Origin of the sequence: Mycobacterium gordonae (genome assembly GCF_001417955.2) — a bacterium.
GTDB lineage: Bacteria > Actinomycetota > Actinomycetes > Mycobacteriales > Mycobacteriaceae > Mycobacterium > Mycobacterium gordonae_B.
This window is the reverse complement of sequence record NZ_LKTM01000365.1, coordinates 14,238-29,795: the sequence shown is the minus strand read 5'-3', so window position 1 is coordinate 29,795 and position 15,558 is coordinate 14,238. Positions and strand designations below refer to the sequence as shown.

The following is a 15,558-nucleotide window of genomic DNA, read 5'->3' as shown; positions in this document are numbered from 1 at the left end:
CCCATCTTCGGAAGACCTCGACCCCTATCCCGACAACGACGCGCCGAGCACCCCTACACCCTCATCTGCGAAGAGCCTGATAACCCCGATGGCAGAGCGACGCTTCGTCGTCGATGATTTTGACGAAACCGGAGTGGCGGACAACGAGCACCTGGGAAACGCGTGACTCAGAAAAGTCTCAGCAAAGAGAAATCTGTCGCATTTCCATTTTAGCGCCGGGGGCGAAACGCCGGCGCAAGATGTACACGCAGTCAGGCGTCGCGCAGTAAGTTTATTCGTACGGACGGCGGTCAATATTGCGTGGGTGAACGCGTTCGCGTCTATCCCGGTGGTAACGGGGAATGCAGCGGGGTCATCGTGGAGGATTTCGCAGAAGCCGCCGGCTACTCCGTCTGCATCGGTGACAAACAGATCGTCAACGCGAGTCGGCGCTGGGCCGTTGCCCTCGACGACGGGACGTTGGTGTTCGTCGACACCAACGACTTACAGGCGTCAGCAGACCCAGCGATCGACTAGCGCGGAGTCGTCGTGGTGCCGCAGATGCCGATACTTCACGCCTCGAAGCGGTAGCCCATACCGGATTCGGTCAGCAGATGCCGGGGATGCGATGGATCGTCCTCGAGCTTGCGCCGCAGCTGCGCCAGATACACACGGAGATAATGGGTTTCGGTCGCATACCCCGGCCCCCAGACCTCTTTCAAAAGCTCCTCGCGACCGACCAGCTTGCCGCGATTTCGGGCCAGCACTTCCAGCATCCCCCACTCGGTCGGCGTCAAGTGCACCTCCGCGCCGTTCTTCACGACTTTCTTGGCCGCCAGATCGATGGTGAATGCTGCCGTCTCGATAACCGGCTGGTCGATCTCGGACGCCGCCGTGTTGCGCCGCACCGCAGCGCGCAATCGGGCCAGAAACTCGTCCATACCAAAGGGTTTCGTCACGTAGTCGTCGGCGCCCGCATCCAGCGCCTCCACTTTGTCCGCGGAGTCACTGCGCGCCGACAACACGATCACCGGCGCCGACAGCCAGCCCCGCAAGCCACCCAGTACGTCGATACCCGAGATGTCCGGCAACCCCAGATCCAGGATCACCACGTCAGGCGGATGCTCGGCAGCGGCGCGCAACGCCCCGGCACCGGTCGAGGCGGTGGTCACCTCGTACCCCCGCACGGTCAGATTGATCTTCAACGCCCGCAGAATGTGTGGCTCGTCGTCTATCACCAGTACCCGCGTCATGGCGCACCCAACTCCACCATGACGGTAAGTCCGCCGCCGGGAGTATCACCGGCCGAGATCGTTCCGCCCATGGCCTCGACGAACCCGCGTGCCACCGACATGCCCAGGCCCACGCCGGTGGTGTTGTCGTGATCGCCGAGACGCTGAAACGGCTCGAAGATCTGCTCCTCGGCACCGTGCGGGACGCCGGGCCCCTCGTCGATGACATTGATCAGCACCCGGTCGCCGACCCGACCCGCGTTCACCCGCACCACGCAGTCAGGCGCGTAGCGCAGCGAGTTGTCAATCAGGTTGGCCAGCACCCGTTCCAGCAGACCGGCATCGGCCATCGCCACCGCGTCGCCGACGTCGACTTTGACGCGGTCGATCGCGGAACGGAAGAAGCCGGTGGCACCGCGTCCGATACTGACCAGCGCGCGCTGCACCACTTCCTCCAGGTACACCCGCTGCAGATTCGGGTGGACCACACCGGCTGCCAACCGAGATGAATCGAGCAGATTGCCCACCAGTGCCGTCAACGAGTCGATGGACTCCTCGATGGTGGCCAGCAGTTCGGCGGTGTCCTCGGCGGAGAAGGCGACATCCCCGGCGCGCAGGCTCGACACCGCAACCTTGGCCGCCGCCAACGGCGTTCGCAGATCGTGGCTGACCGCCGACAACAAGGAACGACGCAGCTCGTCGGCCCGCACGATCGCTTCGGTACGGCTGGCTTCGTCGGCGAGTTCACGTTGCTTGATCAGGCCTGCCGCCTGTGTCGCCACGGCGTGGAGCACGCGGCGATCCCGCGCGGCGAGCCTGCGGCCCCCCAGTAGCATCCAGAATTCGTCGTCTCCGACCTCGATCGCGGTGTCGGCGGAATCGACTGTGGCGCAGACGTCCTTGCCCACCGAAGCGACCACACGGCTGCGCGGGCGCCCGTCGACGGTGTCTTCGCGCAACATACTGACCGCGCGCTGCGAATAGGTTTCGCGCACCCGCTCCAGCAGGGTGTCCAGGTCCGCGCCGCGCAATACCGACCCGGCGAACAACGTCAGCAGTTCGGCTTCCTGGGACGCGCGGCGCGCTTCGCGCGAGCGCTTGGCCGCACCGTCGACCAGTACCGCGACCGCTACCGCGATCAACAGCAGCACCAGTTCGGTGACGGCGCTGTTCGGCTCCGCGATGGTGAAGCTGTGTCGCGGCGTGATCAAGAAATAGTTCAACAGCAGGCCGGACAGCACGGCCGAAAGTACCGCGGGTGCAACGCCTCCCAGTAATCCCACCAGCAGCACGCCGACGAAGAACAGGGCGCTTTCGCCGCCGTTGTCCAGATACCTGTCCAGCCAGCTCACCGTCATGCCGCAGATCAGTGACGGCACGACGACCGCCGCCAGCCAGGACGCCACCCGGCGCTCCCGCGGCGAAATCGACGCGGTGCGCACTCCGCGCTTGGATTCCTCGTGGGTCACCATGTGCACGTCGATCTTGCCGGAATGCTCGACGATGGCCGGGCCGATGCCCTCATCGAAGATGCGCGCCCAGCGGGGGCGCCGCGACGTGCCGACCACCAGCTGCGTCGCATTCATCTCGCGCGCGAAATCCAGCAGGGCGCTGGGCACGTCGTCACCGACGACGGTGTGCAGGGAGGCGTCCAAGCTGTTCGCCAGCTCGCGGATCTTGGCCATCCGGGTCTCGGACAGGCCCGCGAGCCCGTCACCGCGCACCACATGAACCACCATCAGCTCGGCAGTGGACTTCGATGCGATTCGAGACGCTCGGCGCACCAACGTCTCTGACTCCGGACCACCCGTGACGGCTACCACGACGCGCTCGCGGGCCTCCCACGTCGCGGTGATCTTGTTCTCCGCGCGGTATTTTGCGAGCGCGGTGTCGACCTGGTCGGCCAGCCACAGCAACGCCAATTCCCGCAGCGCGGTGAGGTTCCCGGGACGGAAATAGTTGGACAGCGCGGCATCGATGCGCTCCGACGCATAGACGTTTCCGTGGGACAGCCGGCGCCGCAACGCTTCCGGCGTGATGTCGATCAGCTCTACCTGCGACGCCTGCCGGACGATCGAATCGGGGATCGTTTCTTTCTGCTCGATGCCGGTGATTTGCGCGACGACGTCGTTCAAGCTCTCCAGATGCTGGATGTTCACCGTGGAGATCACCGTGATTCCGGCGTCGAGCAGCTCTTCGACATCCTGCCAGCGCTTCGCGTTCTTACTGCCCGGTGTGTTGGTGTGGGCAAGCTCGTCGACCAGGACGACGTGCGGATGGCGCGCCAGCACGGCCGGCACGTCGAGTTCGGGGAAACTGCCGCCCCGGTATTCGATGAACCGCGGTGGGATCGTCTCTATGCCTTTAAGCAGCTCAGCGGTTTTCGCCCGTCCGTGAGTTTCGATGACTGCCGCTACCAGGTCGGTGCCGCGCTCCAGGCGCCGATGCGCCTCGCCGAGCATCGCGTACGTTTTGCCGACTCCAGGTGCCGCGCCGAGATAGATGCGCAGCTCACCGCGCTTGGTCCGGTGCTCGTCGAGGTTGACGTCGGTCACGTCAACCATCATCCTCCGCGACCCTAACCGTTGACCGGGTATCGGCGGTCGAGTTGCAGGTTGAGCTGCAGGACGTTGACACAAGGTTCTCCGACGAAGCCGAGCATCCGACCCGTGCGGTACTGAGCGAGCACATCTCTTACCTGCTGCGGGCTCACATGGCGGGCCCTGGCCACCCGCGCCACCTGAAGGTCCGCGTAGGCCACCGAGATATCCGGGTCCAATCCGCTGCCACTGCCGCTCACCGCGTCGGCCGGCACCACGGGGTCCGCGGGCGCGGCGCCGCGAATCGGCACCAGCTGGCCGAGTGAGTAGTCCTCACCTTTCTTGGCGCACTCCACTCGCACCCCCTCATAGCTGGCCACGAAGGGCACCGACGTCGACTCGCACGGTTCGTTCACACTGATCACCCGGGTGGGATGGACCACGGCACCGCGGGCATCACGGGGGCCGATCACCGCGAGCACCGCCCCGACACCACCGCCGGTGCAGAACGGCCGTGACCCGTCAACCTGTTCGAACTTGCCCACCGCCACGCTGCGCGAGCACACCTGATTCAGCAGGCTCATGCTCTCCGGTCCGAGGTTGCTGGCACCGCTGGACAGCGGGTCATATCCGTTGCCGGCCGCCGACGGGCGGCTCTGGAAGTACTGCGGCAGCGGGTTTCCGGCAGAGTCGGTGAACAGCTGACCGATCAGCCGGCTACCTACCGGCTTACCGCCGGCGGTGACGATGGATCCTTCGGCCTTGGTGTGCAGTCCCGGCATCTGAGCGACCAGCCAGATGAACAATGGATAGGCCAGTCCGGTGATCACGGTCAGCACCAGCAGCGCGCGCGCTGCGGCCCAATGGATGCGAAGAAAGCTGGAGAACTTCATGTCATGACATCCCGGGGACGAATTGAATGATCAGGTCGATCAGCTTGATCCCGATGAACGGGGCCACGATCCCTCCGAGTCCGTAGACGTAGAGGTTGCGGCTCAACAACTTTGACGCGCTGCTCGGCCTGTACCGCACGCCCCGCAGTGACAGCGGGATCAGCGCCACGATGATGATCGCGTTGAAGATCACCGCCGACAGGATCGCCGATTGCGGGCTGTGCAAGCGCATCACGTTCAACATGTCCAGGCCGGGGAACAGGGTGACGAACATCGCCGGAATGATCGCGAAGTACTTGGCGATGTCGTTGGCGATGGAGAAGGTGGTCAGCGCGCCACGGGTGATCAGCAGTTGCTTGCCGATTTCGACGATTTCGATCAGCTTGGTGGGATCGGAGTCGAGATCGACCATGTTCCCGGCCTCTTTGGCGGCCGACGTCCCGGTATTCATCGCCACACCCACGTCGGCCTGAGCCAGCGCCGGCGCGTCGTTGGTGCCGTCACCGGTCATCGCGACCAGCTTGCCGCCTTCCTGTTCACGCTTGATCAGCGCGAGCTTGTCCTCGGGAGTGGCTTCGGCGAGGAAGTCGTCAACCCCGGCCTCGTCGGCAATCGCCCTGGCGGTCAACGGGTTATCGCCGGTGATCATCACGGTGCGGATGCCCATCCGGCGCATCTCGTCGAACCGCTCGCGCATGCCCTGTTTGACGACGTCCTTGAGGTGGATCACACCTAGAACGGTCGCTTCGCCGCCACGGCATTCACCGACGACCAGGGGGGTGCCGCCGCCGGCCGAGACGCCGTCGACGATCTCCCCGAGTTGCCTGGGCACCTTACCGCCCTGTGCGCGTACCCATTCCGCGACCGAACTTGCCGCGCCCTTACGCAACTGGTGATCGTCGACGTCGACACCGGACATCCGCGTGGCGGCCGAGAACGTCACCCAGTGTGCGTGGGCGAGTTCACCCGGGGTGCGTGCGCGTAACCCGAAGTGCTCCTTGGCGAATACGACGACCGAACGACCCTCCGGTGTTTCGTCGGCGAGGCTGGACAATTGCGCGGCGTCGGCCAGTTCCTCCGGCGAGACTCCGTCGACCGGGATGAAGGCGGCAGCCTGGCGGTTGCCCAGTGTGATGGTGCCGGTCTTGTCCAGCAGCAGGGTGTTCACGTCGCCGGCCGCCTCCACCGCGCGTCCGGACATCGCCAGCACGTTGCGCTGTACCAGCCGGTCCATGCCGGCGATGCCGATGGCCGACAGCAGTGCCCCGATGGTGGTGGGGATCAGGCACACCAGCAGCGACACCATGACGATGCCGGTGACTCCACTTCCGTTGAGCGCCTCGGTGTCTGGCACGCCCGGATTGTCCAGCTTCGAGTAGATGGCCAAGGGCTGCAGGGTCGCTACGGCGAAGATGAAGATGATGGTCAACGCGGCCAACAGAATGTTGAGCGCGATCTCGTTCGGTGTCTTCTGCCGGTTGGCGCCCTCGACGAGCGCAATCATCCGGTCGATGAAGCTTTCACCGGGCTTCTGGGTGATCTTGACGATGATGCGGTCGCTCAGCACGGTCGTGCCGCCGGTGACCGCCGATCGGTCGCCGCCGGACTCCCGGATCACCGGAGCTGACTCGCCTGTGATCGCCGACTCGTCCACGGAGGCAATGCCTTCCACCACGTCACCGTCGCCCGGGATCACCTGCCCCGCCTCGACGACGACGATGTCACCCTGTTGCAGTAGGGGCGCGGCGACTTCTTCCTCGACCAGCGGCGAGCCGGGCGTCCAGCCGGTGAGGCGCCGCGCCATGGTCTGGGTCTTGGCCTTGCGCAATGTCTCGGCCTGGGCCTTGCCGCGGCCTTCGGCGACCGCTTCGGCGAGGTTCGCGAAGACGACCGTCAGCCACAACCACACCACGATGAGCCAGGCGAACCAGGTCGGTTCGGTGACCGCCAGCACGGTGGCCCAGACGGCGCCGACTTCGACGATGAACATCACCGGGTTGCGCCACAGCGTGCGCGGATCGAGTTTGCTCAGCGCCTGCGGAGCCGACTTCCACAGCATCGCCGGATTGAGCACGCCGCCCGCCATCCGCTTGTTGTCCGCGGTCATCAATGAATTCCTTCAGCGAGGGGCCCGAGCGCGAGCATGGGCAGAAACGTAAGGGCGACAAGGATCAAGGTGACGCCGGCGACCATGCCGACGAACTGTGGCCGGTGAGTGGGCAGGGTTCCTGCCGATTCCGGTGTGGTGCCTTGTCTGGACAGCGACCCGGCCAGAGCGAGCACCACGATGATGGGCAGGAACCGGCCGAACAGCATGGCCAGCCCGAGTGCGGTGTTATACCAGTCAGTGTTGACGCTGAGCCCGGCGAAGGCTGACCCGTTGTTGTTGGCCGCGGAGGTGAATGCGTACAGGATCTCCGAGAGTCCGTGCGGCCCACCGTTGAGCATGCCGGCCCGTTCGCCCGGCAGCGCCATGGCTATCGCGGTGCCGGTCAGCACGATCAGCGGCGTTACCAGGAAATAGCTTGCGGCCAGTTTGATTTCGCGCGGATTGATTTTCTTGCCCAGGTATTCCGGGGTCCGGCCGACCATCAGCCCGGCGACGAAGACGGTGATCAACGCGAGGATCAACATGCCGTACAGGCCCGAACCGGTGCCACCGGGCGCGACCTCGCCGAGCTGCATGTTGAACATCGTCATCATGCCGCCCAGGCTGGTGTAGGAGTCGTGGAACGAGTCGACGGCGCCGGTGGAGGTGAGCGTGGTGGCATCGGCGAAGACGGCCGAGTCCGCGACGCCGAACCGCTGCTCGACGCCCTCGGTGGCCGCGCCGAGCGCGGTCGGGACGGTGCCGTGGTGCTGCAGCTGGAACCACATCATCAGCGACACGCTGATGCCGGCCAGCGTCGTCATGACCGCCGCTATCGCGTAACCCTGCTTCTTGCTGCCGACCATCCGCCCGAAGGTGCGGGGCAGCGAGAAGCTGACCACCAGCAGCAGGAAGATTTCCAGCCAGTTCGTCCATGCGGTGGGGTTCTCGAACGGGTGGGAGGAGTTGGCGTTATAGAAGCCACCGCCGTTGGTGCCCAGCTCTTTGATGGCTTCCTGACTGGCCACCGGGCCGCCGGTGATCGTCTGCTGGGCGCCGCCCAGGGTGGTCACCACCTGGTCGTGCAGGTGGAAGTTCTGGATGGCCCCACCCGCGATGAGCAGGATGGCGGCGACGACGGCGATGGGCAGCAGGATGCGCAAGGTGCCGCGCACCAGATCGACCCAGAAGTTGCCCAGTTCGCCGGTGCGCGTCCGGGCGAACCCGCGCACCAGCGCGATTGCCACCGCCATGCCAACGGCTGCCGAGACGAAGTTCTGGACCGTCAGGCCCGCCATCTGGACCAGGTGGCCTTGCGTGGACTCGCCGGAGTAGGCCTGCCAGTTGGTGTTGGTGACGAAGCTGACCGCCGTGTTCCAGGCCAGTGCCGGCGTCATCTTCGTGGCGGGGTCGTGCAGGTGCAGCGGCAACCCGCCCTGCACCAGCTGCAAGGCGAACAGGAACAGGATGCTGATTGAGGAGAACGCCAGCACGCTTCGTGCGTAAGCGCCCCACGTCTGTTCGGAGCGCGCATCGACGCCGATGAGGCGGTAGATCCATGACTCGACCCGTAAGTCGTTGTCCGAGGAGTAGACCCGGTACATGTAGTCGCCGAAAGGCACGTGGACCAAAGCCAGCGCCACGACGAGAACGACGAGGAAGATGATCCCGGCGGTCGTTGTGCTCACTAGAACCTCTCCGGAAACAACAGTGCGCCAACCATGAACAGCGCAAGAAGGACGGCCAGCACCAGGCCGACGATGTTCTGGTAACTCACAGTCGCTCGACCATTTTCTGCACCATGCCCAGCACGGCGAATACCGCCACCGTGAGCACGGCAAATGTCAACACGCCCATCATGTCTCCGTTCGGCGCCTGTTATCGCATACGAAACGGCCTCGTCGAGTCAGCTCCCTGGCGCAGTGCTCGAAAGGCAAGGTCAGCCTGACGCTAACCGGGCCCTCGCAGCTAGGGCCTTTGGTTGACACTTTCCTAACGGCATCGGGGTGTGCCTTTACGCTTTCTTTACGCCCCGGGATACCTGTGACGGCCGCCATGGTGGCCGGCGCAAGGTCGTGTAAAGATTCGCGGTTGCGCCGTATGGAATCCGTTGGGAACCGAGCGATTGTCGTCGTCCCGGAGTACATCGAAAGGATGACCGACACGCGACACCGAGTCATCGAACCGGTTCCACTGCAACCGATTAACGAGACAACGTCGAGTTTGCCAGTCCGTGCGCGCCCGCTCGGCGGCGGCCGCCGGTGGGGCTCGTTCGACGCGGTGGTCGGTCAGTACGGCGTCCGTCGTTATCGACTGACGATCTACCCACCGGGCACGGGTTTTAATGACCGGTTTGCGGCGAGGCTGTGGCGGGGCTGGCCGGTCGGTGGCGCGGCGCTGATCGTGTTGGCGGAGATGCTGCTTGGTGATGTGCTGGCGTCAGCGGGCGCCGTGCTGGTGACCGCGGCGGCCGTCTACGTCGGCACCGGTGTGGTGCTGTTGGTTCGGGGTGGCCCCGCCCGCGTGCCGGTCAGGTCCATGACCGTCGTGGTGATGCCCAAAAGTGTTGATGTCCAAGAGCTATGCCGCTATACGTATTGGCGGGCGCTGGTCGATATGCTGACTGACGCCGACCATCGGCTGGCGTGCGGCGATATCTGCGCAGTGCAGCATGAAGCGATCTGGTGGGAGGCCTACGAGCGTCTGGGGGAGTGGTCACGCCTGTCGGCCGCAAGCCTCGGCTAGGACGACGTCGGACGTTCGATCATCGGGATCCGGACGCGAAAGACCGTTTCGCCGTTAGCGGATTCGGCGCAGACCGTCCCTCCGTGCGCCTTGACGATCGAATTGACGATTGCCAGACCAAGCCCGTGGCCGGCGCCGTTGGAGCGGGCCTTGTCGGCCCGCACGAAGCGCTCGAACAACCTCGGTAGGACGTCGGGGTCGATGTCGGGTCCGTCGTCGGTCACCGTCAATTCCACGTAGGGCGCGCTCGGGCCGTCGGGGGTTGGGGATCTGTGGCACGTGATGCCCGTGGTCACCGTGACGTCCGGGGGAGTGTGCACCCACGCGTTGGTGAGCAGGTTGCTGACGGCCTGATGGAGTCGGGCGTGGTCTCCGGTGACCCACACCGGTTGATCGGGAAGCTTTTTGACCCACTGGTGCGTCGGCGCCGCGACTGCCGCGTCGTTGACCGCGTTCATCACCAGGTTGGTGAAGTCCAGGTCTTCGGACTGCAGATCCTGACCTTCGCCGAGGCGGGAGAGCAGCAGCAACTCGTCGACCAGCGACGCCATTCGCCGCGCCTCGGACTCGATGCGCGCCAGGGCGTATTCGGTGGTCGGCGGCAGCGCCGAGCTGTCCTGGCGAGTCAACTCGGCATAACCCTGGATTGCCGCCAACGGTGTGCGCAGTTCGTGACTGGCGTCGGTGATGAACTGCCGCATCCGCAAATCGGATTCGACACGGTGCGCCAGCGCGCTGTCGACGTTGTCGAGAAGTTTGTTGAGGGTGTGACCGACGATTCCGACCTCGTTGTCGGGGTCGGTGTCTTCGCGCCGGACCCGCACGCTGATCTTGTGGTCTTCGTCGGCCAGTGGCATGGCGGCGACCTCCGCGGCCGTCGCGGCGACCCGGCTTAGCGGGCGCAGGGCGTAACCCACCACCCAGGCGGTGAGCGCGGCCGTGATCACCAGCGCGGTGGCCACCAGGAGCGTGGTGGTGAGTTGCTTACGGGCGATGATCTGATCGGCGAGGCTCAGTGAAACGCCGACCACCAGACGGTCGGACCCGGCGGTGCGGCTGTCGACCTGGTGCGGGCCCAGGCTGCCCAGGTTCTCGACGCGCGACGGGCCGTCGGTCCATGACTGTGCTTCGATGGCGCGGACGACATCGGGTGGTGCGGGTCGCGGTTCATCCTCGGAAAAGACCTCTGAGGCAACGACTTTGCCGTCGCGGACCACCGCGATGAGGTTTCCGGGCGTCTGCCCGGTGAACTCCAGCAGAGCCTGGGAGACGGGCGGAATGCCGTTGTGGACCGAGGTGTGTTCGCCGTTGCGGTATCTGCCGTAGGCGTGGGTGAACGCATGCATGGATTCGGCGACTTCCGCGTCGTTCATCGCGGTGACATAGCCCCGCAGGGTCAGCACCGAGACGACCCCGACGGCCACCAGGACCAGTGTCACCACCGTGAGGACGCCCAGCAACAGCTGTCGGCGCAGGGAACGGGGGAGCCATCGCGGGATCTGGCGGTCCCCCGTCATACCAAGCTCATTCCGGTGGTCGGAGCATGTATCCAATGCCACGGACGGTGTGGATCATCGGCTCTCGGTCGGCGTCGATCTTCTTCCTCAGGTAGGAAATGTACAGGTCGACGATGCTGGTGCGGCCGGCGAAGTCGTAGTTCCACACGCGGTCCAGGATCTCGGTACGGCTGAGCGCGCGGCGCGGGTTGCGCATCAGGAACCGGAGCAGTTCGAACTCCGTCGACGACAGCGACATCGGGGTGCCGCCGCGGGTGACCTCACGGCTGGCCGCGTCCAGTTTCAGGTCTCCCACCTTGAGGGACTCGTCGGCGGGCGGCGCCAGATGGCTGGAACGCCGCAGCAGGCCGCGTAGGCGGGCGACCAACTCCTCGAGGCTGAACGGCTTCGTCATGTAGTCGTCTGCGCCCGCGGTGAGACCGGTGACCCGGTCCATCACCGAGTCCCGTGCGGTGAGGAACAGGGTGGGCGTGTAGGACTCTGATTCCCGGACCCGCTGCAGGATCTGCAGGCCGTCCACGTCGGGCAGCATGATGTCCAGGACCAGCACGTCGGGATTGATTCGGTCGAATTTGGCGATGGCCTCGCGCCCGTTGTGGGCGATCTCGACGTCCCAGCCCTCGTAGTGCAGCGCCATCTTGACCAGATTGGTCAGCGCGGGTTCGTCGTCTACCAGCAACACTCGGATCGGTGAACCGTCAGCCCGGTTGATTCGGGGCAGCTGGCCCAGAATCGCTTGGCGTGGACGTTGGCTGCGCGCATATCCCTGCATTGCGGTCATATTGGATCATTCTTTCAACCACACATATGGTTGTCACGGTCTTCATAGAGATCTCAAATGTAATGGTACCGGGCAACGGTACCCATTCGTCTGGCAAGCGGCGTCAGGCGGCCTCCGACCCTCGCGCGCAGGCGTTGACCGTGGCCACCAAAAACGCTCTAGCACAAGTGGATTAGCCGCTCTGGGACACGAGGTGGCACGCACCGGAAGGCGGCGTCCGCTCATGTGCCGAGCAAACCATGCTCGGCCGGTGCACACTACGTCCTGTGTGAGCGGCACTGTGACCGCCGGCGCCCGTGCGCGGACTTCCGCCGCCCATTGGGCCCGTGGCGTGATGCGGTGCGGCGAGGCCCGCCGCGGCGGTGCGAGCCATCATCGACCATCAGAACAGTGCCCGCCGGCAAACAACGGGCGAGTCGCGCAGTGGCACTTAAACGACGTGGCCGCACACCTGGTGGTGTGCGGCCACGCCGTCGGTCAAGACGTAGATCAGGCCCAGCTGGACCCGACTGCGCTGTCCGTCTGCGCCATGTTGCTGCCGGCGCTCTGAACTTTCTGGCCGTGGGCGTTGGCCTGCTCGTAGATCACCTGGAAGTTGCGGCCCAACTGGGCGATGAACTCCTGGCAAGCCACCGAACCGGCGCCGCCCCAGAAGTCACCGGCAGCCAGCACATCGCGAACGATGGCCTGGTGCTCGGCCTCGAGGTTGGCGGCCTGGGCGCGGATGAGCGCGCCGTGGGCGTCGACGTCGCCGAACTGGTAATTGATCGTCATTTTCCAAGTTCCTTTCTTAGGTCCCTTGCTTAGCTGCTGAGGATCTGCTGGGAGGCCTGCTCTTGCTGCTCGTAGTTGTTCGCGTCGCGGATCAGTCCGTCGCGAACGCCGTGCAGCATGTTGACGATGTTGCGGAACGCCGTGTTCATCTGGCCCATGGTGTCCAGTGAGGTGGCCGAGGCCAGACCGCTCCAGCCAGCGCCGGAGATGTTCTGCGAGGACGCCCACATGCGACGGGCCTCGTCCTCGACGGTCTGGGCGTGGGTCTCGAAACGACCCGCCATGTCGCGCATGGCGTGCGGGTCGGTCATGAAACGTGTTGTCATATTTCGTCTCCTATCTCGATGTTGATGGTGCGTGTCCTAGCCGTCCAGCGGTAGACACTACGGCCCGGCGGCTACTTGATGGTCTAAACGAGTGACTTGTCCCCCTTTTTATTTGGCGTCACACAACGACCTGCTTGGGCATGACGATCGGCTTGAAGCCGTACCGCGGACCGGCGTAGGCACCGGCGCCCTTGGCGGCTGCGGCCATGCCGGGCATGCCGGCCATCACTCCCGGAGCCGCGCCTTCCTCGGGGACGGTCCAGCCGCTGCCCGCCAACGCCGTTCCGGCTGCTGCCTCGACCGCCGGGGTGGCGCCCGCCCAGCTGGCCGGCACCGACAGGCTTCCGACCAGAGAGGCCTCGCCCAGGCTGGCTGCCGCGCCCGCGGCTCCCACCTCGCTGGCCAGCCCTGCGGCCGCGCCCTCGGCCGCGGCCGCCGCCGGGGCCGCCGCCTCCGCGGCTGCGGCTGCGATGTTGGCGTCGATGGTGTGAGCGGCGAAAATGCCGTTCGGGATGGCGGCGAACATGAACCACGACGCCGTGACACCGACCTGCTGGATGGCGTTGAAGATCAGCGGAGTGCCCAGGAAGCCGTCCAGCGAGGTGAGCAGTTCCTGCACCGGCACCGGCAAGGCGTTGAACAGGCCGGTACCGATCGACGAGGTGCCCAGTGCGAGGTTGCCCAGCTCGGTCTGCAAGCCGCTGACGATGTCGCCCAGCGAGGCCGCAGGTCCCTCCGCCGCGGCTGCGGCGACGGCGGCCTGCTGCAGTCCCGCACCACCGGGGTTGGTGGTCGGCGTCGCCGGCAGGATCGGCTCGAGAACCGCCGCCGCAGCAGCGCCGGCCTGGTAGGTCGTCATCGCGACGACGTCCTGGACCCACATCTCCATGTACTGGGCCTCGGTCGCCATGATCGCCGGCGTGTTGATGCCCAGGAAGTTGGTGGCCACCAGCGCGGCGAGCAGCGCCCGGTTGGCCGCGATCACCGGCGGCGGCACCGTCGCGGTGAACGCCGCCTCATAGGCGGCCGCCGATGCGGCGGCTTGAATGCCGGCCTGCTCGGCGGCGGCCGCCGTGGTGGTCAGCCATTCCACGTACGGCTGAGCGGCAGCCGCCGCGGACGCCGAGCCGGCACCGGTCCACTGTTCGGTGGTCAGCGAGGTGATGATCGACTCGTACTGGGCCGCGGTGGTGCTCAGTTCCGAGGCCAGGTTGTTCCAGGCTGCGGCGGCCGCCATGAACGGCCCGGCGCCCGCGCCGCTGTACATGAGGCCGGAGTTCAACTCGGGTGGGAAACCTGCGTAAGACATTTCTATCCCGTTTCTGTTGGCTTGGTGGTGGTCGCTTGAGGTGGGTCGGCTTAGACGGCCGTCAGCTTCGGCATGACGATCGGCTTCACGCCGTAGCGCGGTGCGCCGAAGCCTGCGCTGTTGCGTGCCGCCGAGGCCAGACCCGGAACCCCGGGGTAGATGCCCCCGGCCGCGGTCGCCGGGGCGGCCGAGATGCTGGCACCGGACAGCGCGGAAGGAGCGGTGCTGGACACCAGCGTGGTCCCGGCGGCCCAGCTCGGCGGGGCCGACATCGCGCCGACGAGCGTGGAACTTCCGACACTGGCGGCCACCGGACCGACGGCGCCGCCGGCACTGGTGAGGCCGCCCTCGATCGCGGCTCCCTCGATGGCTGCGTCGGCGGCGACGTCTTCGGGGACACCGAAGCCCTCCGGGAACAGGCCACCACTGGTCAGGCCCAGCATGTTCGACGAGGCCGAGGCGAAGTTACCGATTTCGTAGCTTGCGACGTTGGCCGAGTTGCCCGAGAGGCTGAACGGCTGGCCGACGACGCTGGTGACGGGGCCACCGAGCAGCGTGCTGATCTGGTTGATGAAGTCATCGACCGGGGACGACGCCGCCGGCGAGGCCGCCGCGTTGGCCAGCGTGGTAGCCGCCGCGTTCGCCGCCTCGGACTGCTCGTAGGTACCGCTGCTGAGCCCCAGGGTCTGCACGAACTGCTCTTGGATGGCCTGGGCCTCGGCGGCGATCTGCTGATACAGAGCGCCGTATGCGGTGAAGATGCCGGATTGCAGGATCGAGACCTGGTCGGCGGCCGCGGGAGCGATTGCGGTGGTCGGGGCTGCAGCACCTGCGTTCTGCGCCGCGAGTGCACTGCCGATTGCTCCCAGCTGCGCCGCCGCGGCGGCCAATTCTGCGGGCACTGCTGTCAGAAATGACATCTATTGCTCCTTTGGTGTGAAGACATGACGACCGCTGAATCCCCTGGTCGTCCCTGTGTGTTTGCGTACCGGCCCCTGTGCGTTGGCGTAACGCTAACTAGCCCGGACTCCACAGTTATGGTCGAAAAGCGCAGGGTGACGGACGTTTACGGCTTCTTAACGAGGGCGCTCGCAGTTTTAACAAGCTCTTGGCGGGCGATACGGCCGCGTCATCTGACCGACGGGGTCTTGGGGCCTCTGAGGGCGCGCGGCGCGCGATCCTACATAGGAAGCGGCCGTCGCGCACGCTAGCGTTTCGGGGGTATGCAGCGTCCCGGATCTGGCCTGCGCAGGCTAGATTCGCCGCCGGGCCCCCATAGCCCAATTGGCAGAGGCAGCGGACTTAAAATCCGCACAGTGTCGGTTCGAGTCCGACTGGGGGCACTGTGTTTGTGCAGGTAGGGGACGCTGTCC

General features: G+C 65.7%; 14 protein-coding genes and 1 tRNA gene. 3 read left to right on the top strand and 12 right to left on the bottom strand.

Annotated features, from left to right (window positions below; genetic code table 11):
- Positions 1-300 precede the first annotated feature (300 nt).
- Complete coding sequence (locus tag AO501_RS29990) at positions 301-516, top strand: hypothetical protein (protein WP_055581217.1); 216 nt, start codon at positions 301-303, stop codon at positions 514-516.
- A gap of 35 nt (positions 517-551) precedes the next feature.
- On the opposite strand, the gene AO501_RS29985 is transcribed toward AO501_RS29990, so the two are convergent.
- From AO501_RS29985 to AO501_RS37500, 6 genes are read right to left on the bottom strand one after another with little or no spacing between them, the layout of a single operon-like run.
- Positions 552-1,232: a response regulator gene (locus AO501_RS29985; protein WP_055581216.1), complete on the bottom strand. Its 681-nt coding sequence runs from the start codon at positions 1,230-1,232 to the stop codon at positions 552-554.
- The gene (locus AO501_RS29980) at positions 1,229-3,778 is read right to left on the bottom strand and encodes a sensor histidine kinase (RefSeq protein ID WP_055581215.1); all 2,550 of its coding nucleotides are present in this window, start codon (positions 3,776-3,778) and stop codon (positions 1,229-1,231) included. Before AO501_RS29980 ends, AO501_RS29985 begins: the two co-directional genes overlap by 4 nt.
- An 11-nt stretch (positions 3,779-3,789) precedes the next feature.
- Positions 3,790-4,644 (bottom strand): potassium-transporting ATPase subunit C, encoded by an 855-nt coding sequence (locus tag AO501_RS29975; RefSeq protein WP_055581214.1) that lies wholly within the window; start codon positions 4,642-4,644, stop codon positions 3,790-3,792.
- 1 nt (position 4,645) lies between these two features.
- On the bottom strand, positions 4,646-6,751 hold the full coding sequence (gene kdpB, locus AO501_RS29970; protein WP_055581213.1) for a potassium-transporting ATPase subunit KdpB: 2,106 nt from the start codon (positions 6,749-6,751) through the stop codon (positions 4,646-4,648).
- The gene (gene kdpA, locus AO501_RS29965; RefSeq protein ID WP_055581212.1) at positions 6,751-8,421 is read right to left on the bottom strand and encodes a potassium-transporting ATPase subunit KdpA; all 1,671 of its coding nucleotides are present in this window, start codon (positions 8,419-8,421) and stop codon (positions 6,751-6,753) included. Before kdpA ends, kdpB begins: the two co-directional genes overlap by 1 nt.
- Entirely contained in the window at positions 8,421-8,510 is a 90-nt protein-coding gene (locus AO501_RS37500) for a potassium-transporting ATPase subunit F (RefSeq protein ID WP_156452856.1), read from the bottom strand. Before AO501_RS37500 ends, kdpA begins: the two co-directional genes overlap by 1 nt.
- 323 nt (positions 8,511-8,833) lie before the next feature.
- On the opposite strand from AO501_RS37500, the gene AO501_RS29955 reads away from it, so the two are divergent.
- Positions 8,834-9,478, top strand: coding sequence for a DUF6611 family protein (locus tag AO501_RS29955; protein WP_331457993.1), 645 nt, complete (start codon positions 8,834-8,836; stop codon positions 9,476-9,478).
- On the opposite strand, the gene AO501_RS29950 is transcribed toward AO501_RS29955, so the two are convergent.
- From AO501_RS29950 to AO501_RS29925, 6 genes are all read right to left on the bottom strand, one after another.
- On the bottom strand, positions 9,475-10,995 hold the full coding sequence (locus AO501_RS29950; RefSeq protein WP_055581209.1) for a sensor histidine kinase: 1,521 nt from the start codon (positions 10,993-10,995) through the stop codon (positions 9,475-9,477). The genes AO501_RS29955 and AO501_RS29950 overlap by 4 nt on opposite strands.
- A 7-nt stretch (positions 10,996-11,002) precedes the next feature.
- Positions 11,003-11,776: a response regulator transcription factor gene (locus AO501_RS29945; protein WP_055581208.1), complete on the bottom strand. Its 774-nt coding sequence runs from the start codon at positions 11,774-11,776 to the stop codon at positions 11,003-11,005.
- Between the two features lie 489 nt (positions 11,777-12,265).
- The gene (locus AO501_RS29940) at positions 12,266-12,550 is read right to left on the bottom strand and encodes a WXG100 family type VII secretion target (RefSeq protein WP_055579135.1); all 285 of its coding nucleotides are present in this window, start codon (positions 12,548-12,550) and stop codon (positions 12,266-12,268) included.
- A 29-nt stretch (positions 12,551-12,579) separates the two neighbouring features.
- Entirely contained in the window at positions 12,580-12,876 is a 297-nt protein-coding gene (locus AO501_RS29935) for a WXG100 family type VII secretion target (protein ID WP_055581207.1), read from the bottom strand.
- A 118-nt stretch (positions 12,877-12,994) separates the two neighbouring features.
- Positions 12,995-14,185, bottom strand: a complete 1,191-nt coding sequence (locus tag AO501_RS29930) for a PPE family protein (RefSeq protein WP_055581206.1) — start codon at positions 14,183-14,185, stop codon at positions 12,995-12,997.
- 50 nt (positions 14,186-14,235) lie between these two features.
- Positions 14,236-15,105 carry a PPE family protein, SVP subgroup gene (locus tag AO501_RS29925; RefSeq protein ID WP_055581205.1) on the bottom strand — a complete coding sequence of 290 codons (870 nt, stop codon included), beginning with the start codon at positions 15,103-15,105 and terminating at the stop codon, positions 14,236-14,238.
- A 349-nt stretch (positions 15,106-15,454) separates the two neighbouring features.
- Here AO501_RS29925 and AO501_RS29920 point away from each other — a divergent pair.
- Positions 15,455-15,528, top strand: a tRNA-Leu gene (locus AO501_RS29920).
- The last annotated feature ends 30 nt before the right edge of the window (positions 15,529-15,558 follow it).